Origin of the sequence: Rhizobium sp. H4, assembly GCF_003013335.1 — a bacterium.
Lineage (GTDB): Bacteria > Pseudomonadota > Alphaproteobacteria > Rhizobiales > Rhizobiaceae > Rhizobium > Rhizobium sophoriradicis.
The window spans coordinates 23087-40914 of the sequence record NZ_PSOW01000017.1 but is presented as its reverse complement, the minus strand read 5'-3'; the positions used below and the strand labels follow the sequence as shown (position 1 = coordinate 40914).

The window sequence follows — 17828 nt, the reverse complement described above, 5'->3', positions numbered from 1 at the left end:
TCCCCTCCCTCCGACGCCTCCAGCGCCGTGGTTGCTGTTTGCAAGATTGATGCAGAGGCCGCCGACCCTCCTCCCAGAGGGCGGCTGCTTACGTCCTGGTGTAAAGGTCGGCGTATTGCTGCCGCAGGATGTTCTTCTGAACCTTGCCCATCGTGTTGCGCGGCAGGTCCTCGGCGAAGATGATGCGTTTGGGCTGCTTGTAGCGCGCGAGACGATCCTGCAGGGCGCTGACAATGGTCTTTTCATCCAGCACGGCGCCCGGCTTGCGCACCACGACGGCTGTTACGCCTTCTCCGAAATCCGGATGCGGCACGCCGATCACGGCGCTCTCGACCACGCCCTCGATCTGGTCGATCTCGCTTTCGACCTCTTTGGGATAGATGTTGTAGCCACCCGAGATCACCAAGTCCTTGCCGCGGCCGACGATGTGGACATAGCCGTCGCTGTCGATCTTGCCGAGGTCGCCGCTGATGAAGAAGCCGTCGCCGGTGAATTCGGCAGCGGTTTTTTCCGGCATGCGCCAATAGCCCTTGAAGACATTCGGCCCCTTGATCTCGATCATGCCGGTCTCCTCCGGCGGCAGCACTTGTCCCGTGGCGGGATCGGTGACGCGAACCGTCACGTCGGGCAGCGGAAAGCCGACCGTTCCGGCGATGCGTTTGCCCTCATAAGGGTTGGAGGTGTTCATGTTGGTTTCCGTCATGCCGTAACGCTCGAGAATCGCGTGACCGGTCCGGGCCTGGAACTCGGTATGTGTTTCTGCAAGCAGCGGCGCCGAGCCTGATATAAACAGGCGGATGTTGGCTGCCGCCTCCTTGCCGAAGCGCGGGCTTTGCAGGAGGCGCACATAGAAGGTCGGCACGCCCATCAGCATTGTTGCCTGCGGCATCAGTGAAATGACCTCGTCGGCGTCGAATTTCGACAGCAGGAACATCGAGGCGCCGGCGAGCAGCGTGACGTTGGTGGCGACGAACAGCCCATGCGTATGGAAGATCGGCAAGGCGTGGATCAGCCGGTCGTCTGATGTAACGCGCCAATAGTCCCGCAAGGTCAGGGCGTTCGAGAGCAGGTTGCCATGGGTGAGCATCGCCCCCTTGGAGCGCCCCGTCGTTCCCGAGGTGTAGAGGATCGCGGCGAGATCGTCGGCGGCGCACGAAGCGTCGACAAAGTCGGCCGGCTCGTCGCGCGCAAGATCCAGCAACGAGCCGCTGCCGTCGGTGTCGAGCGTTTCGACGATCGCCCCGTGACGCTTGGCGATCGTCTCCACGCCTTCCCGAGCGGCCGAGGCAACCACCACCAGACGCGGCTCGGCATCGCCGATGAAGTAATCTAGCTCGGCCAGCGTATAGGCGGTGTTGAGCGGCAGGTAGACCGCGCCGCTTCGAACGCAGGCGAGGTAGAGGATCAATGCCTCGGCGCTTTTCTCCACCTGCACCGCAACCCGGTCGCCGGGGCGAATGCCGAGCGTGTCCATCGCGCCGGCAATGCGGCCGGAAAGGGCGAAGGCCTCCTCATAGGTCCATGTGCGGGTGCCATCGATCCGGATGAACGGTGCGTTATCGGGTGCGGCGGCCCGCATGGCGTCGAAAAGATGGTTGCTCACTTTCGCCCTCCTCCAAGCGTGGAATTCATCAGTTGCGCGAATGCTCGAGAACCTTGCTGGCCATTGCCGCCACGGCGGCCTTCGTCGCTCTGGCTGAGCAGGCTCCTGACGGCGGGCGAGGCGATCACTTCGCCGCGTTGCGCTAAGGCCTCGTGGTTGGCCACGATGTCATCGAGCTTGTAGAGGTAGTTGACCATCAGACCGTGCGCCTGCTGCAGCGCCTTGGGCGAGCGGTCGCCGAGAAAATTCACCCTTTCGAGCCGGGCGCCATTGCCGAGATGGAAGCGGGCGACGGGATCGACGGGGCGGCCTTCCGGCGTCCGTTCGGTCAGGAAATAGCGGGCCGCCAGCGGCAGCAACACACGCTCCACGTCGGCCGCGCTGCTTTCGCTGCCCGGCCAGTTCGGATCGTCGAGCAAGCTCAGCGTTCCCAGGGCTGCTTCGGATAAGGGCCGATCGCCGGTCGCGGCGCGCATCTTGACAAGCCAACGGGCAAAACCCGGGACGGGCGACAGCGTGACGAAATTCTTCAGGCCGGGCAGGTCCTTGCGCAGATCTTCCACGACCTGCTTGATCAGGAAATTGCCGAACGAGATGCCGCGCAAGCCATCCTGGCAGTTGGAGATCGAATAGAAGACCGCCGTCGTCGCCTCGTCGGCATTGATCTGCTCCCTCCCCTCGTCGAGCACATCCGCGATCGCCTTCGGCACCGATCGGGTGAGCGCCACCTCGACGAAGACCAGCGGCTCGTCGGCCAGCCGCGGGTGGAAAAAGGCAAAGCATCGACGGTCGGCCGGCGCCAGACGACGGCGCAGCTCCTCCCAGCCGGCAATCTCATGCACGGCCTCATATCGGATGATCTTTTCGAGGATATAGGCCGGCGTCGTCCAGTCGATCGGCCGCAGCGTCAGAAAGCCGCGATTGAACCAGGAACCGAACAGATGCGTGAAGTCGGCATCGAGCGCATAATAGGCCTCGGACCGGTCCTTGGAAGCAAGCAGCTGCTGACGCATGCGGACGAGCCTGGCGGTGCCGTTCGGCGCGTGATTCAACCGGCGCAGGAGCTCCTGGCGCCGCGGCTCCGCGGCCTGATGGAGCGCAATGGCCGCAGCAGAGCTTTTGTCGGTGCGGTAATTTTCCATTGCCTGATCGAGCCTCACCGTGTCCGGCCCGAACTTTTCGTGCAGCATATGGAAGAATGTCTGCGCGCCCTCGTCCTCGAGCGCGCCCCAGCGATCGAGAATCTCGGCGGCAAGGGCCATGCCGGATGCTTCACCGCGGCTCGACAACAGCATCTCACAGAGGGTCTCAAGATCGGCTTTGGCGGCGGCCTGCGTATTGCGCGAACCGGAAAACAGGAGCTGGCGTCCGTGATCCGTAATGCTTTGCAGCATGTCGGTGAAGAAAGACGCCTCAGGCATGCCATTCTCCTTCTGAAGGTCGGGCGCTGTTCACGCCGGTGGACACCGCTTCCCCTCGCGGGGCTTCGTCTGTAGTATGTACATTGGCACTCTTCGTACACGACGTCAACGTTTGTGTATACAAGAATGGCATTTATGTATGAAGGAAGCGAAAGAAATGTCCGAGAATGTCGGCCGGTGGCTCCGCGATGAGATTGAAAATGCGATACTTTCCTACGAGTTCGCCCCCGGCGAGCGGCTGGATGAAACCGTGCTTGCCAATCGCTTCGGCGTGTCGCGGACGCCGGTGCGCGAGGCGCTGATGCAGCTTGATGCCATCGGCCTCATCGAAATCCGTCCGCGCCGCGGCGCCATCGTGATCGATCCAGGCCCGCACCGCATTTACGAGATGTTCGAGGTCATGGCCGAGCTCGAGGGGCTGGCCGGATCGCTCGCCGCCCGCCGGCTGGACAAGGCGTCACGCGAGGCGATCACCGCCACCCACAGCCGCTGCGAACAATCCGCCGCGGCCGGTGACAGCGATGCCTATTATTACGACAATGAGGAATTTCATAAGGCCATCTACGCCGCGAGCCGCAGCGATTTCCTGCAGGAGCAATGCGTGCAGCTGCATCGACGCCTGCGGCCCTATCGCCGTCTGCAGTTGCGGGTGCGTAACCGCCTGTCGACGTCCTTCTCGGAACATTGCGCCATCGTCGACGCGATCTTTGCCGGAGACGGAGATGAAGCCCGCCGCCTGCTGCGAACGCATGTCGGCATTCAGGGAGAAAGATTCAGCGATCTGGTCGCAAGCATGGCGGCGAGATAGAATTGCCTAATCCAAGAACCGATAAAGCCAATCGCGCGTTTCCTCCGGCAGCGAGACCGGCTGCTGATCTTCGCGGCTGCGGGCCTGCCAGATGATCTCGACCTCGGCGGCGCGCTCCTCGCCGGTGTCGATCGAAACGAGGAAGCCGATCGAGCGCACGCCGATCTTGTCGACGGCGGCGGTGAAAATCGCCGGCTCGTCGTAATGCAGCGGGCGGTGAAGCATGCAGGTGATCTTGCTGGCGCTATAGACCGGCTCGTCCTCGACTTCAGGCCGCGCCAACCAGAAGCTCGCAATGACGGACTCGGCATAGGAAATATAGGAGGCCAGGAACATCCGGCCATTCATATCGACATCGCGAAACGGCACATGTATTTCCGTCACACCCGGGCGTTTCGACTGACTCATCAACAACTCTGCCTGCAAAATTCCCCTTTAACGACAGTAGCACGAGGTTTTTCGAAGTAAACGGCTGAGATGACAGGAATTTATAATGCCGCCGTCGGCGAGATGATGCGGCAGAGCGCTTGTTGAAATCGTCGGGCGATGCCCCATCTGCTGTGGAACATGGCACAAGCAGCCGATAGAGTGTTTCCATGAGCACCCGTCTTTATGAACACCCGATCTTCCTGGAACATGTGACGCCTTCCGGCCATCCGGAGCGATCGGACCGGATCCGCGCCATCAATGTGGCGCTGGAACATCCGAATTTCGAGCGGCTGGAGCGCCGGCAGGCGCCGCAGGCGAGCGAGGATGCGGTGCTGCTTGCGCATCCGGAAGAGCATCTGATGGCCGTCATGCGGGAAATTCCGGAGGAGGAAGATCGGATCAATCAACTGGAAGCCGATACCTATGCCAGCGTCAAAAGCCTGCAGGCGGCGCTGACCGGGATCGGCGGCGCGATGGCGGCGGTGGACGACGTCTTTTCCGGCGCCGCCGACAATGTCTTCGTTGCCGCCCGCCCGCCCGGGCACCATGCCGAGAAGACGACGGCGATGGGTTTCTGCTTCTTCAACAATGCGGCGATCGCCGCCCGCCACGCGCAGAAGCGGCATGGCGCCGAGCGCGTCGCCATCGTCGACTGGGACGTGCACCATGGCAACGGCACCCAGGACATCTTCTGGGACGATGCTTCCATACTGTTCTGCTCGACCCATCAGATGCCGCTTTATCCCGGCAGCGGCGCCAAGGAGGAGAAGGGCAAGCACAACACCATCGTCAATGCGCCGCTTTCGCCGAATGTCGGCAGCGACCATTTCCGCGAGGCGTTCAAATCGCGCGTGCTGCCGGCGCTCGACGATTTCCGGCCGGATCTGATCATCATCTCCGCCGGTTTTGACGCGCATCACCGCGACCCGCTGGCGCAGATCAACCTGACCGGCGAGGATTTCGACTGGGCGACCGGCCGCGTGCTGGAGCTCGCCGACCGGCACGCGAAGAACCGGGTCGTCAGCCTGCTCGAAGGCGGCTATGATCTCGAGGGGCTCGCCGAATCGGCGGGCATGCATATTCTGCGAATGATGAAGGGTTGAGAATGACTGACAGCGCCAAGCCTGAGGTGTCGGGCCTTTCCTTCGAAAAGGCGGTCGCCGAACTCGAAAGCATCGTCGCCCGGCTGGAGCGCGGCGACGTGGCGCTGGATGAATCCATCGAAATCTACGAGCGCGGCGAAGCGCTGAAGAAACATTGCGAGACGCTGCTTTCGGCCGCCGAAAACCGCATCGAAAAGATCCGCCTCGACCGCGCCGGCAAGCCGCAGGGCGTCGAGCCGCTGGATGGCGCCTGAGCGCATCGGAGCAGCCTTTCGAAGGCGCTTGTAGATCGGCTCGCGGCCGATCTATGATCCCCCAGAACCATGAGGGGACGGACAAATGACGGACAGATTGAAGGGCAAGGTCGCCATCATTTCGGGCGGCGCCACCGGCATGGGCGGCGCGGCCTCAAAGCTGTTTGCGGGGGAAGGCGCGCGTGTCGCGGTCATCGACCGCAATGGCCAGGCGGCGGCCGAGACCGTCAAGGCAATCCGCGATGCCGGCGGTGAGGCCGACCACTGGACGGCCGATGTCTCCGACGAAGCCGCCGTCAATACAGCCGTCGCCGGCGTCGAGGAACGCTACGGCGCGGTAACGGTGCTCTTCAATCATGCCGGCACCATCGTCATCAAACCGTTCCTGGAAACGACGCTTCAGGAATGGGACTGGCTGCACGCCGTCAATGTGCGCTCGATGTTCCTGATGACCAGGGCCGTGCTGCCGAAGATGATAGAAGCCGGCGGCGGATCGATCGTCTGCACCTCGTCGATCTCGGCGGTTGCCGCAACCCCGATGGAAGTGCTTTACGACACGACCAAGGGCGCCGTGCATATGTTTGCCCGCGCCATCGCGGTCGAATTCCGCGACCGCAACATCCGCTGCAACGCCGTCTGCCCCGGCTTCATCCGCACGCCGCACGGGTTGCGGGAGGTGGCCGACCTGCAGGCGCTTGGCGTTGATGTCTCCGATGCCGCCATCGCCGCCCAGCAGGGGCGGATCGGTGAGCCCGAAGACGTGGCGCGCGCCGCCCTTTATCTCGCCAGCGACGAGTCGAGCTTCGTCAATGGCGCCCACCTCTTCGTCGACAACGGCTTCACTGCGATCTGAGCCCATTCCGCCGGCAAGAGGTCCTGTTGGACGCGCGGTGCTCCAGGCGCTATCTGTGGTCGACGTCCTTACCAACGGAGCTCCGCCATGTCCTTCTTTCCCGGTAAAGATCCCCTGCCCGGCGATGCCTTCGCCTGTAATGCGATCGAGAATCTCATCATCCCGCGCAGCAGCGACATCGGCGGCTTCCAGGTGCGGCGCGCCCTGCCGACGCGGCAGCGGCGGCTGGTCGGGCCGTACATCTTCTTCGACCGCATGGGACCGGCGATCCTGAAGCCCAACGAGGCGCTCGACGTGAAGCCGCATCCGCATATCGGGCTGTCGACCGTCACCTATCTCTTCGATGGCGAGATCCGCCATCGCGACAGCCTCGGCACCGAAAAGGTCATCCGTCCCGGCGATATCAACCTGATGACGGCGGGGCGCGGCATCGTGCATTCCGAGCGCACGCCCGACAATCTGCGCGGCCACCCGCTGCTGATGTCGGGACTGCAGACCTGGCTGGCGCTGCCTGACGACAAGGAGGAGATCGATCCCTCTTTCGCCCATACGGAAAAGTCCGAAATGCCAGTGATCGAGACATCAGGCGTGCGCGGGCGCGTCGTCATCGGCTCGTTCGAAGGCATGACATCGCCGGTCGGCACCTTCTCCGACACGCTCTATGTCGATCTCAACCTGCAGCCCGGCGTGCGCTTTCCCTTCGGCGCGGGCCATGAGGAGCGCGCCGTCTACGTGCTCTCCGGCGAGGTCGTCATATCGGGCGACCGTTTCGCCGCCGATCAGCTGCTGGTCTTCCGGCCGGGTGATCCGATCACGCTCGAAGCCGGCAGCGACGGCTGTCACCTGATGCTCTTCGGCGGCGCGGCGCTGAACTCGAAGCGCTATATCTGGTGGAATTTCGTCTCTTCCTCGAAGGAACGGATCGAAAAGGCCAAGGAGGAATGGCGTACCGGCCGCTTCGATATCGTTCCTGGCGACGAGGAGGAATTCGTGCCGTTGCCGGAAGGCTGACGGCGACAGGCAATTCAACCCGCCGCGAAATAGCGCATCAGCGCACCCTTGGTGCGGTTGACGTAGCGGTCCTGCCAGCTGTCATCGACGTTGAGAAAGCCCGACCAGCCCTTCTTGCCCTGACGCTTCAGCTCCGCCTCGACGGCACGGAAGCGGTAGTGATCATAGACATCGAGAATATGGACGGCATAGGCCTCGGCCAGCGCCCGGTCGCCCTTGACGATCAGCATGTTCTCGTCATTGGCGTAGGAGGCCTTGAAGCCGAGATTGTGGCTGCCGAGCACGACGGCGCAATCGTCCGACAGGGGATCGATCACCAGCACCTTGTCGTGAATGATGGCGCCGACCTTCTTGGCCGTCAGGTCCTCGGCGCCGAAATCCGCCAGCAGCTGGCGGTCGTCGATGCGCGATGCCCGGACAATGGAGACATTGGCCTCGTCGAAGGTATGAGGCGAGATGGACTCGGTATCGTCGTCCTCGTCGTCGGGATCGTTCTTCTTGCCGGCGACGTAATTAGGCATGGCCTGAGCGCTGGACACGGCGCCGGTGACGATCAGCTTCTGATCCTTGAGGCCGATGTCGATCGCCTCGCCGACGATGCAATCCCGGCCCGACTGGCCGGGATAGAAGGCCAGAAACAGCACCGCGTGCTCGGCACGGCGCATCAGCCGGTAGACCTCGCGAAGATCCGGCGGCGTCTCCTTGCCCTTTCTGCGGCTTTGCATGTTCGGCGAGAACCACGTTTCGACCGAAGCGCCATTGCCGGTGGGCACAATGGACGGCGCCTCGTTCGAGTGCCGGAACGCCTTGCTCTGCTGGTTGTCGGGCATGCCGTCATCGAATTCGACTGGTGCTTCCAGCGTCGCATTGTCCTGCAGCATCCGCTCCCAATAAGCGACATAGCCCGCGGCAACCGCATCGTTGCGGACGATCAAGGCGTTGTTGGATTGGCCGGCAAGTCCCGTGGCCGTCCAGTTGGTGCTGCCGGTGAAGACGCTGCGCTCAGTCCCGTCCGATGGGATGTGCACGACAAATTTGTTATGGCCGATCTGGCTCGAATTGTTGAACATCCGATGGTGAATTTCGACGCCGGCATCGATCAGCGCCTGGCGCGCATGGGCATTGCGCACATCCCACTCGTCTCCGACCTTTCCGGTGTTGGCGAGAATGATTCGCAGCTTGTCCTTGTTGGCAAGCAGCAGGTCGAGCAGTTCCTTGTCCTCGAGCTCGTAGAGCGCGACAAGGAACCGGCCGGGCGCATTCAAGTATTCCCTGAGCATCGGAATGACATCGCCGGCCAGATATTTGCGGATGCCGTTCGCCGGGTTGGAGATCATGTCGATCAGCTCGTTCGGCTGTTTTACACCGTCTTCCAGCAGGACGTTTCGCAGCCACTGGGCGGCCAGGATGCCGTTGGTGAAGGTGGATTCGAACTGGCCGCGTTTGCGCGTCACATGGACGGGATTGGAGGCGACCGCCGGCCCGAGATAGCCGAGCGGCCGCGGCGGCCCGTCATAGGCCTTGACTGCGATTTTCTCGAAGGTGCCGTCAGCCTTCTTGATCGGCCTGCCGTTGTCGTCCCGCTTGTTGATCTCGACAAGCGCCGGCGTCGGGTCGGGGCCCGCCGGCATGCCCGGCTTCAGATCGCCGAGCGGGCGGATTTCGTAACGCACCCGCACCTCGTCCGGCCGCCGCCGCATCTCGTTGCGCCGCTTGCGCAGCGTCAGATCGCGCCAGGAAAGCTTCTGCACCGGCCAGAGCGACGTCGTCTGAGGCAGCCAATGCGGATTGCGCTGTCCCTTGAAGGCGACCCAGGCGGCGCAGGTCACACGGTCCTCGCTGCCATCGGATCTTCTTGCCACGTTTCCCTGCTCGTCGAGATAGACGCGGACGACCTCGAAGCCAAGGCATCCGTCGATCTTGGCGTCGATGTCCCAGGCCACATAGGCGACCTCGTTGTTCACATAGGCATGCGCTGCAACAATCGTTCCCATGACCTGATCCCCCAGCCCGGCGTGGCAACAGTGCTACCATTCCGTGTCATATTCAAGCCGCTCGCCGCGCTTTGGCGCGTCCGATTGGCGGCGGAAAACCGGCGCGCGACGCGGCCAAGAACAGGCGAATGCAACTCACGGAAATAGAATGTGATATCTCCCGAAACCCCTCACACATTTTTCCGCCATGCTCTAAGGTGAAAACCTTCGGTTCCTGAAATCACTTGTTTTGCCTCGTTCTAATCGAATAAAGCGGTACAAGGAAAAGTAAGAAAGAGCGCCGCCCGTGACACATCCGCCGAAGACCCCTCTGCTCGACCAGGTCACTTACCCTGCCGACCTGCGCAAGCTCGAGGATCGCGACCTGCCGCAGCTCGCCCGCGAGGTCCGCGACGAAATGATCGACGCGGTGTCGCGCACCGGCGGTCATCTCGGCGCCGGTCTCGGCGTGGTCGAGCTGACGATCGCCATTCACAGCGTCTTCGACACGCCTGACGACCGGCTGATCTTCGATGTCGGCCATCAATGTTATCCGCACAAGATTCTGACCGGCCGGCGTGACCGCATCCGGACCTTGCGCCAGGAAAACGGGCTTTCCGGCTTCACCCGCCGGGCCGAAAGCGAATATGATCCGTTCGGGGCGGCGCATTCCTCGACCTCGATTTCGGCCGGCCTCGGCATGGCGATCGCCGCCGATCTCGACAAGAACGACCGCCGCGTCATCGCCGTCATCGGCGACGGCGCGATGTCGGCCGGCATGGCCTATGAGGCGCTGAACAATGCCGGCGCGCTCGATGCCCGCCTCATCGTCATCCTCAACGACAACGACATGTCGATCGCGCCGCCGACCGGCGCAATGAGCGCCTATCTCGCCCGCCTCGCCTCGGGGCGCACCTATATGGGCTTCCGCGATTTCGGCAAGAAGCTGACGGCCTATCTCGGCAAGAACATCGATCGCGCGATCACCCGCGCCGTCGAGCATGCGCGCGGCTACGTCACCGGCGGCACCATGTTCGAGGAGATGGGCTTCTACCATATCGGGCCGATCGACGGCCATTCCTTCGACCATCTGCTGCCGGTGCTGCGCAATGTGCGCGACAATGCCCGCGGCCCGGTGCTGATCCATGTCGTCACCCAGAAGGGCAAGGGCTATCCGCCGGCCGAAGCCGCCGCCGATAAATATCACGGCGTCAACAAGTTCGATGTCATCACCGGCGCCCAGGCCCGGGTCAAACCAAACGCGCCGAGCTATACCAGCGTCTTTGCCGAGGCGCTGGTGCAGGAAGCCGCCCTCGACGACAAGATCGTCGGCATCACCGCCGCCATGCCGAATGGTACCGGCCTCGACAAGTTTGCCGAAGCCTTTCCGTCGCGTTGCTTCGACGTCGGCATCGCCGAGCAGCACGCGGTAACCTTCGCCGCCGGGCTTGCGGCGGAAGGCTACAAGCCGTTCGCAGCGCTCTACTCCACCTTCCTGCAGCGCGCCTATGACCAGGTCGTGCACGACGTGGCGATCCAGGGACTGCCGGTGCGTTTTCCGATCGACCGCGCCGGCTTCGTCGGCGCCGACGGCCCGACCCATGCCGGCTCCTTCGACACCGCCTTCCTCACCACCCTGCCCGGCTTCGTGGTGATGGCGGCTGCCGACGAGGCCGAACTCAAGCATATGGTGCGCACCGCCGTCGCCTATGACGCCGGACCGATCTCGTTCCGTTATCCCCGTGGCGAAGGTGTCGGCGTCGACATGCCGGCACGCGGCGAAATCCTGCAGATCGGCAAGGGCCGCATCGTCAGGGAAGGCAACAAGGTGGCGCTGCTTTCCTTCGGTACCCGGCTTGCCGATTGTCTGCTTGCCGCCGAGGACCTCGAGGCCGCCGGCCTGTCGACAACGGTCGCCGATGCCCGCTTCGCCAAGCCGCTCGATCACGACCTGATCCGCCAGCTCGCCCGCCACCACGAGATGGTGATCACCGTCGAAGAAGGCTCCGTCGGCGGCTTCGGCAGCCAGGTGATGCAATATCTCTCAAGCGAGGGCCTGCTCGACAACGGCCTGAAGATCCGCTCGCTGGTCATGCCTGATATCTGGATGGAACAAGCCAAGCCGGAAGCGATGAACGCGCATGCCGGGTTGGATCGTGCAGGAATCGTCTCGACCGTGTTCCGGGCGCTGGGCCGCGGGGTTGCGGTTGGGGTGGCGGGGTAAGTGACTTTGTGAGGGTGCGCCGTGTGGCCCCCTCATCCGCCCTACGGGCACCTATGCCTGGGCCGAGCCACTCGTCTCGGCCCGTCCTTCGGACCCCCGAGGGGAGAAGAGGGAATCGAGACGTTGCGGCATATCTCTTCTCCCCTCGGGCAAAAGGTGCCGGCAGGCGGATGAGGGGGCCGCGGGTACTCCGCCGTCCATCGCTGTACTTGCTCCAGCAGCCACCCCACCCTCCGTCATGCTCGGCCTTGAGCCGAGCATCCACACCGCATCCACCAGCGTGGGTGGCATGGATCCTCGGCTCAAGGCCGAGGATGACGGAGAGTGAGGAGATGCCCCAGCCAAACTCGCCGTCGACAGAGCGGATGACACTACGTTTCTCGAGCTGATCATACCGGTTCGTCCACCAACGAAAAAAGGGCGGCGCATCACTGCACCGCCCTCTTCATCTAACGTCCCATTCTGAGCGCCCTCAGAACTCCGTCCAGTCTTCCTGCACCGCGACCGCGGCACTCGCCTGTCTTCCGCCGAAGGCCTTGGTGACCTTGCCGGCGAGTGCGCGGGCCGGAGAGGCGACCGGGCGGGAGGCCGGCGTTGCGGCGGCGGTCTTCGGGGCCGGAGCGGCCAGCTGGGTGCCGAGCTTGAACTGGCGCAGCAGTTCATCCAGGGCGCTTGCCTCGCTGGCAAGCGCATGGCTTGCCGCGGTCTGCTGTTCGACCATGGCAGCATTCTGCTGCGTGCCCTGATCCATGTTGTTGACGGCGGTGTTGATCTCCTGCAGCCCGATCGACTGTTCGCGCGTGGCGGTAACGATCGCGTTGACGTTACGGTTGATCTCCTGCACCTCGGCGACGATCGCTTCCAGCGCCTTGCCGGTTTCGCCGACCAGCGACACACCGGTCTGCACATGCGTGCCTGACGTGGTGATCAGGTCCTTGATCTCCTTGGCCGCCTTGGCGGAACGCTGGGCGAGCTCGCGCACCTCCTGGGCGACGACGGCAAAACCCTTGCCGGCCTCACCGGCACGCGCCGCCTCGACGCCGGCGTTCAGCGCCAAGAGGTTGGTCTGGAAGGCGATGTCGTCGATGACGCCGATGATGTTGGAGATCTCGCCCGAGGATTTTTCGATCTGCTGCATGGCGGAGACCGCCCTGCGGACGACGTCGCCGGATTTTTCGGCGCCGAGGCGGGTGCGCTCGACAAGATTGCCGACATCCTCGGCGCGTTTGGCGCTGTCGCGCACCGTCGTCGTTACTTCTTCCAAGGCCGCGGCTGTCTCTTCGACGGCGGCAGCCTGCTGCTCGGTGCGGTGGGCAAGATCGTCGGCGGCCGAACGGATCTCGCCGGCGCCGGCATTGATCGCCGAGGCGTTGCGGCCGACCGACTGCAGTGCCGCCTGCAGCTTTTCGACGGCATTGTTGAAGTCGTTGCGCAGGCTGTCATATTGCGGCGCGAACGGTGTCTGGATGCGGGCGGCGACATCGCCGACGGCAAGGCCGGCAAGGCCGCCGGCCAAGGCGTCGACGGCATAACGCAGCTCGCCTTCCTCGCGCGCCTTCTGCTCGTCGCTTGCCCGGCGCTGGCGCTCGGCGTCATCACGCATGCGGTCGGTCTCGCCGGCAAGGCGCAGCTTCTCGATCGCCGCCTGCTTGAAGACCAGGACGGACTGGGCCATGCGGCCGATTTCGTCACCGCGCTCGACGGCCGGCACCTCGATATCGTTCTGACCGCCTGCAAGGCGATCCATGGCCGCGGTCATGCCGACGACCGGGCGGACGATGGTGCGCGACATCAGCCAGGCAAGCACGGCGGCGGCAAGCGAGGCGACGATGCCGCCGGCAATCAGCGTCATCGTCAGTTCGCTATTGGCATCGGCCCGGATGGCGGCGAGCGCATTCGACTGTTCGCGGGCGGTAGCCTTGATCTTGGCGGACGCCTGGCGGAAACCGTCGAGCTGACCCTTGGTGGCGTTGACACCGATCTTGACAACCTCTTCGATCGGCATGTCGGTTTCCTTGCGCGCCTTGGTCTGCGGCTCGGCAAGTTCATGGAAATAGAGGTCGGCGGCCTTCTGCATGCCGTCGATCATCTCGACCAGCTGCGGCTCGCCGGCGGCCGTCTGCTTGGCGGCGGCGATCGCCTTCAGCATGCGCTCGCGGTTGGCGAAGAGGTCGCCATAGGTGCTGTCGCTGCGGAAGAGGATGAAGCCGCGCAGGTTGACCGCCTGCTCGAGCATCGCCTGCAGTGCATCGTCGATCTGGTTGACGAGCAGCACTGATTTTTCCTGCTCGGCGGACGCCGCCGCCGACGCCGTTGCCTTGGAATAGACGAAGGCCGAGACGGACATGAAGATGAGGATGAGGGCTGCGAACGTGGCCGCAAGCTTCCCGTTCAAGGATATGTTTTTAGCGGACATCGGTGAATTTCTCCTGACGACAGTCGACGCGGCGAGAGACAGGTCGCGCCAATGCGCAACCGCCAAGACTTTTCAATAGGAAACATGATCGGCGTAATGACGCCCTGCGCCTTCATGGCGCCAGAGAGGTTCGGACGAACCGCTGCAATCGAGCCGACCCTATGCGGGCAGACTTTAAATTTGCTTAAATACGCGCGGCAGCAACGGCGAGCCCGACGATTATCTGCCTCCGGCGTCCGAAAGCTCCGACGGTCATGGCGATCCTGGAACAAAATGCTTGCAACCGGCGGCTTTGCCGGTCATTCACAGCCGATGTCCGATCAAAACAGCCAACGCCTCGACCAGCTGCTCGTCTCCCGCGGCCTCTTTGCCAGCCGCTCGCGGGCGCGCGACGCCGTGCAGCGCGGCACGGTGCGGATCGCCGGCCAGGTGGTGACGAAGGCCGGCGCGCTCTTCGGCGTCGACGCCGATATTGCCATCGACGATCCGGCGCAGGATTACGTCTCGCGCGCCGCATTGAAGCTTGCTAGCGCCCTCGACCATTTCCGGCTCGATCCGGCCGGCCATCACTGTCTCGATATCGGCGCGTCCACCGGCGGCTTCACCGAGGTGCTGCTGCAACGGGGCGCTGCACATGTCACGGCGATCGATGTCGGCCACGGGCAGATGCATCCGCGCATCTCAGGCGATCCGCGGGTGACGAACCGGGAAGGCCTCAACGCCCGCAACCTGACGGCTGACGATATCGGCCAACCCGCCAGTTTCATCGTCTCCGACGTCTCCTTCATCTCGCTGAAGCTGGCGTTGGCGCCGGCCCTTGATATCGCCGAGCCGGGTGCCATCGCCGTGCTGCTGGTCAAGCCGCAGTTCGAAGCGGGGCGCGAGGCGATCGGCAAGGGCGGATTGTTGAAGGATCCCTCGTCTGCGCCCGCCGTCGCTGCGGAATTGGAGCGCTGGTTCATCGAGGATCGGGGCTGGAATAGCCTCGGCCTCATCCCCTCCCCGATTGCCGGCGGCGACGGCAATCAGGAATTTCTTTTGGCAGGATTGAAACCGTGAGCACCGAAACCGTCACGATCGAGAAGCTCGGCGCCCAGGGCGACGGCATTGCAGGCAGCGCCGGCGGGCCGGTCTACGTGCCCTTTTCCCTGCCCGGGGAAACGGTGGCGATCGCCCGCGTCAAAAGCCAGGGCACGATCATGTCGATTGCGACGCCCTCGCCCGACCGACAGGAGCCGCCCTGTCGGCATTTCGGCCCGGACGGCGTCAACGGCACCTGCGGCGGTTGCACGCTGCAGCATCTGGCGGATGCCCCCTACCGCGCCTTCAAGCGGCAGCTGGTCGTCGATGCGCTGAGATCCAAGGGGCTGACGCCTGAGGTCGGCGACATCGTTCCGGCCCGGCCGGGCGAACGCCGGCGCGTGGTGTTTGCGGCGCGCAAGACCGAGAAAGATATGTTGATCGGTTTCAATCAGGCCGAAAGTCATCATATCGTCGCCATCGAGGAATGTCCGATCTCATCGGCCGGGATCGTCGCCCGGCTGCCGGCGATCAAGGCGATTGCCGCCGCGCTGGCGATCAGCGCCGAACCCTTCCGGGTGGCGGTGCTCGAAACGCTCTCCGGCCTCGACCTGGCCGTCGACGAGATCAGAAAACTCTCCGACCCGCAGCGGCGCAAGGCGATCGAAACCGTGCTCGGCCTGCGCGGCATCGCCCGCGTGACGCTGAATGGCGAGATTCTCGTCGAGCCGGCCAAGCCGATCGTCGATTTCGGCGGCGTCGAGGTTTCGCCGCCAGCGGGCGGATTTGCCCAGGCGACCAAGCCGGCGGAAGAAGCGATGGCGGAGCTGGTGCTTGCCCATGCCGGCAAGGCCAAGCGGATCGCCGATCTCTTTGCCGGCGCCGGCACGTTTTCGCTCAGGCTGGCGCGGATCGGCCGCGTCCATGCGGTCGAGGCCGAGGCGGCGGCGCTCGCCGCCCTCGACCAGGCCGCCCGCAAGACACAGGGGTTGAAGCCGGTCAGCGTCGAAAAGCGCGATCTCTTCCGCCGCCCGCTGATGACGCAGGAGTTCAAGCCCTTTGACATGGTCGTCTTCGACCCGCCGCGGGCGGGTGCCGAGTTTCAGTGCAAGGAGCTCGCCCGCTCAGGCGTGAAGAAGATCGCAGCCGTCAGCTGCAATCCGCTGACGCTGGCCCGTGACCTTCAAATCCTCGTCGAGGGCGGCTACCGCATTACCGGGGTGACACCGATCGACCAGTTCCTCTGGAGCTCGCATGTCGAGGTGGTAGCGACGCTGGAAAAATAAGCCGCGGCCTCACACTTCGCGGCCGAAGCGATCGCGATATCCAGAGCGTCAGGAACATCTTATCGATCGCCCGGCTCGCTTTCGCGCTGCAAACTCATGCGAATTGGTCGCGTTCCGAGCTTTGCGCCGGTGACGGCATCGATTGCGACCGGCTCGATCTCTGATCCTGCCTCGACGTCGATATAGCGGGCGAGTTCGCCATCGCAATGGCGGTGCGCCCAAGCCCCGATCATCATCAGCACAGGCAGAAAATCCCGACCCGCTTCCGTGAGGACATATTCTTCGCGGGGCGGCCGTTCGGAATAGAGGCGCTTCTCCAGCAGACCATCCTCCGTCAGCGCCTTAAGCCGCTTGGTCAGCATGGTCGGCACGATGCCGAGGCTCTTCCTGAACTGGTCGAAGCGGGTGAGGCCCGAATGGGCGTCGCGCAAGACGAGAATGCTCCAGGCGTCGCCGACGGATTGAAGGCCGCGGGCGACCGGACATTGAGGAATCGGATTATTTTTCATTTAGTATCTTTTCGATAGTGACACGATATCGAAAAGATAGTAACAGATCGGCCAACGATGATCCACTCTTTTGAAAGCTGATAATATGACCGACAAAAACAGAAGCGTTGCACTGGTCACCGGTGCGTCCTCAGGCATCGGCCTTGCAACGGCGGAGTCTCTGGTCAAGGCCGGTTACCGCGTGTTCGGGACCAGCCGCAAACCGGTCGCCAACAGGCCCGGGATAACGATGCTGATCTGTGACGTGGCCGATGAAGCCTCGGTGCAGGCGGCCGTTGCGGAGGTCGTCCAGCAAACCGGCCGGCTCGACCTCGTCGTCAATAATGCCGGCATCGGCCTCATCGGTGGTGCGGAAGAATCCTCGATCGCCCAGGCCCAGCGGCTTTTCGACGTCAACGTCTTCGGCGTGGCGCGCGTCGCCAATGCCGTGCTGCCGGTCATGCGGAAGCAGAAGAGCGGCCGGATCATCAACATGAGCTCGATCCTCGGCCTCATCCCGGCTCCGTACAATGCCTTCTATGCTTCGACCAAACATGCGCTCGAGGGCTATTCGGAATCACTCGATCATGAAGTGCGCAATTTCGGCATTCGTGTCGTCCTCGTCCAACCCGGCGTCACCAGAACATCCTTCGAGGAAAACCTGACGCGAGCAGACCAACCTCTTCCGGTCTATGCTTCGGAACGCGCCCGCAGCGAAGCGCTGATGCGCAAATGGGTGGAGACGGGCGATGCCCCCCAGGTCGTCGCCGACATGGTGGTGAAAGCCGCAATGGCAAAGAAGCCGAAGCTGCGCTATTCCGCCGGCAAGCAGTCGCGTCAGGTCCGCTCGCTTCGCCGCTACCTGCCGGAGCGGCTGGTCGACAGCCTGCTGCGTAAGGTCAACGAGTTTCCGGCCTCAGCCTGACTCATTCATCGAGG

General features: G+C 63.5%; 15 protein-coding genes. 9 read left to right on the top strand and 6 right to left on the bottom strand.

Translation table 11 applies throughout. The features are described 5' to 3' along the window. Positions 1–88: 88 nt before the first annotated feature. Together C4N04_RS23925 and C4N04_RS23920 are read right to left on the bottom strand one after the other, a co-directional pair. Positions 89–1603, bottom strand: coding sequence for a malonyl-CoA synthase (locus C4N04_RS23925; RefSeq protein WP_106797178.1), 1515 nt, complete (start codon positions 1601–1603; stop codon positions 89–91). After that, positions 1600–3024: a malonyl-CoA decarboxylase gene (locus tag C4N04_RS23920; protein WP_106797177.1), complete on the bottom strand. Its 1425-nt coding sequence runs from the start codon at positions 3022–3024 to the stop codon at positions 1600–1602. Before C4N04_RS23920 ends, C4N04_RS23925 begins: the two co-directional genes overlap by 4 nt. Positions 3025–3181: 157 nt before the next feature. On the opposite strand from C4N04_RS23920, the gene C4N04_RS23915 reads away from it, so the two are divergent. Continuing rightward, positions 3182–3832 carry a GntR family transcriptional regulator gene (locus tag C4N04_RS23915; RefSeq protein ID WP_106797237.1) on the top strand — a complete coding sequence of 217 codons (651 nt, stop codon included), beginning with the start codon at positions 3182–3184 and terminating at the stop codon, positions 3830–3832. A gap of 6 nt (positions 3833–3838) precedes the next feature. On the opposite strand, the gene C4N04_RS23910 is transcribed toward C4N04_RS23915, so the two are convergent. Further along, a complete protein-coding gene (locus tag C4N04_RS23910) occupies positions 3839–4240 on the bottom strand; it encodes a thioesterase family protein (protein ID WP_106797176.1) in 402 nt (133 codons plus the stop codon). A gap of 188 nt (positions 4241–4428) precedes the next feature. Between C4N04_RS23910 and C4N04_RS23905 the strand changes: the two genes are divergently transcribed. From C4N04_RS23905 to C4N04_RS23890, 4 genes are all read left to right on the top strand, one after another. Beyond that, positions 4429–5364, top strand: coding sequence for a histone deacetylase family protein (locus C4N04_RS23905; RefSeq protein ID WP_106797175.1), 936 nt, complete (start codon positions 4429–4431; stop codon positions 5362–5364). A gap of 2 nt (positions 5365–5366) precedes the next feature. Continuing rightward, positions 5367–5618: an exodeoxyribonuclease VII small subunit gene (locus tag C4N04_RS23900; protein WP_003545921.1), complete on the top strand. Its 252-nt coding sequence runs from the start codon at positions 5367–5369 to the stop codon at positions 5616–5618. An 85-nt stretch (positions 5619–5703) separates the two neighbouring features. Continuing rightward, positions 5704–6471: an SDR family oxidoreductase gene (locus C4N04_RS23895; RefSeq protein ID WP_106797174.1), complete on the top strand. Its 768-nt coding sequence runs from the start codon at positions 5704–5706 to the stop codon at positions 6469–6471. A gap of 87 nt (positions 6472–6558) precedes the next feature. Next, positions 6559–7482: a pirin family protein gene (locus tag C4N04_RS23890; RefSeq protein ID WP_106797173.1), complete on the top strand. Its 924-nt coding sequence runs from the start codon at positions 6559–6561 to the stop codon at positions 7480–7482. A 14-nt stretch (positions 7483–7496) separates the two neighbouring features. Here C4N04_RS23890 and C4N04_RS23885 read toward each other — a convergent pair whose 3' ends face one another. Further along, the gene (locus C4N04_RS23885) at positions 7497–9476 is read right to left on the bottom strand and encodes a phospholipase D-like domain-containing protein (protein WP_106797172.1); all 1980 of its coding nucleotides are present in this window, start codon (positions 9474–9476) and stop codon (positions 7497–7499) included. Between the two features lie 286 nt (positions 9477–9762). Between C4N04_RS23885 and dxs the strand changes: the two genes are divergently transcribed. Next, entirely contained in the window at positions 9763–11679 is a 1917-nt protein-coding gene (dxs, locus tag C4N04_RS23880) for a 1-deoxy-D-xylulose-5-phosphate synthase (protein WP_106797171.1), read from the top strand. 472 nt (positions 11680–12151) lie between these two features. On the opposite strand, the gene C4N04_RS23875 is transcribed toward dxs, so the two are convergent. Then, the gene (locus C4N04_RS23875) at positions 12152–14095 is read right to left on the bottom strand and encodes a methyl-accepting chemotaxis protein (protein WP_106797170.1); all 1944 of its coding nucleotides are present in this window, start codon (positions 14093–14095) and stop codon (positions 12152–12154) included. Positions 14096–14407: 312 nt separating this feature from the next. On the opposite strand from C4N04_RS23875, the gene C4N04_RS23870 reads away from it, so the two are divergent. Next, on the top strand, positions 14408–15154 hold the full coding sequence (locus tag C4N04_RS23870) for a TlyA family RNA methyltransferase (RefSeq protein WP_039623052.1): 747 nt from the start codon (positions 14408–14410) through the stop codon (positions 15152–15154). Next, positions 15151–16401: a class I SAM-dependent RNA methyltransferase gene (locus tag C4N04_RS23865; RefSeq protein ID WP_039618206.1), complete on the top strand. Its 1251-nt coding sequence runs from the start codon at positions 15151–15153 to the stop codon at positions 16399–16401. Before C4N04_RS23870 ends, C4N04_RS23865 begins: the two co-directional genes overlap by 4 nt. A gap of 59 nt (positions 16402–16460) precedes the next feature. Here C4N04_RS23865 and C4N04_RS23860 read toward each other — a convergent pair whose 3' ends face one another. Next, on the bottom strand, positions 16461–16910 hold the full coding sequence (locus tag C4N04_RS23860) for a helix-turn-helix domain-containing protein (protein ID WP_106797169.1): 450 nt from the start codon (positions 16908–16910) through the stop codon (positions 16461–16463). 85 nt (positions 16911–16995) lie between these two features. On the opposite strand from C4N04_RS23860, the gene C4N04_RS23855 reads away from it, so the two are divergent. Beyond that, positions 16996–17814 (top strand): oxidoreductase, encoded by an 819-nt coding sequence (locus C4N04_RS23855; protein ID WP_038687237.1) that lies wholly within the window; start codon positions 16996–16998, stop codon positions 17812–17814. Positions 17815–17828 lie beyond the last annotated feature (14 nt).

What these genes read in the sequence shown, in the direction of transcription:
- C4N04_RS23915 (WP_106797237.1), top strand. Translation starts at nt 3,182, where the DNA reads ATGTCCGAGAATGTCGGCCGGTGGCTCCGCGATGAGATTGAAAATGCG.
- C4N04_RS23900 (WP_003545921.1), top strand. Translation starts at nt 5,367, where the DNA reads ATGACTGACAGCGCCAAGCCTGAGGTGTCGGGCCTTTCCTTCGAAAAG.
- C4N04_RS23895 (WP_106797174.1), top strand. Translation starts at nt 5,704, where the DNA reads ATGACGGACAGATTGAAGGGCAAGGTCGCCATCATTTCGGGCGGCGCC.
- C4N04_RS23920 (WP_106797177.1), bottom strand. Translation starts at nt 3,024, where the DNA reads ATGCCTGAGGCGTCTTTCTTCACCGACATGCTGCAAAGCATTACGGAT.
- C4N04_RS23875 (WP_106797170.1), bottom strand. Translation starts at nt 14,095, where the DNA reads ATGTCCGCTAAAAACATATCCTTGAACGGGAAGCTTGCGGCCACGTTC.
- C4N04_RS23905 (WP_106797175.1), top strand. Translation starts at nt 4,429, where the DNA reads ATGAGCACCCGTCTTTATGAACACCCGATCTTCCTGGAACATGTGACG.
- C4N04_RS23855 (WP_038687237.1), top strand. Translation starts at nt 16,996, where the DNA reads ATGACCGACAAAAACAGAAGCGTTGCACTGGTCACCGGTGCGTCCTCA.
- C4N04_RS23910 (WP_106797176.1), bottom strand. Translation starts at nt 4,240, where the DNA reads ATGAGTCAGTCGAAACGCCCGGGTGTGACGGAAATACATGTGCCGTTT.
- C4N04_RS23860 (WP_106797169.1), bottom strand. Translation starts at nt 16,910, where the DNA reads ATGAAAAATAATCCGATTCCTCAATGTCCGGTCGCCCGCGGCCTTCAA.
- C4N04_RS23890 (WP_106797173.1), top strand. Translation starts at nt 6,559, where the DNA reads ATGTCCTTCTTTCCCGGTAAAGATCCCCTGCCCGGCGATGCCTTCGCC.
- C4N04_RS23885 (WP_106797172.1), bottom strand. Translation starts at nt 9,476, where the DNA reads ATGGGAACGATTGTTGCAGCGCATGCCTATGTGAACAACGAGGTCGCC.
- C4N04_RS23870 (WP_039623052.1), top strand. Translation starts at nt 14,408, where the DNA reads ATGTCCGATCAAAACAGCCAACGCCTCGACCAGCTGCTCGTCTCCCGC.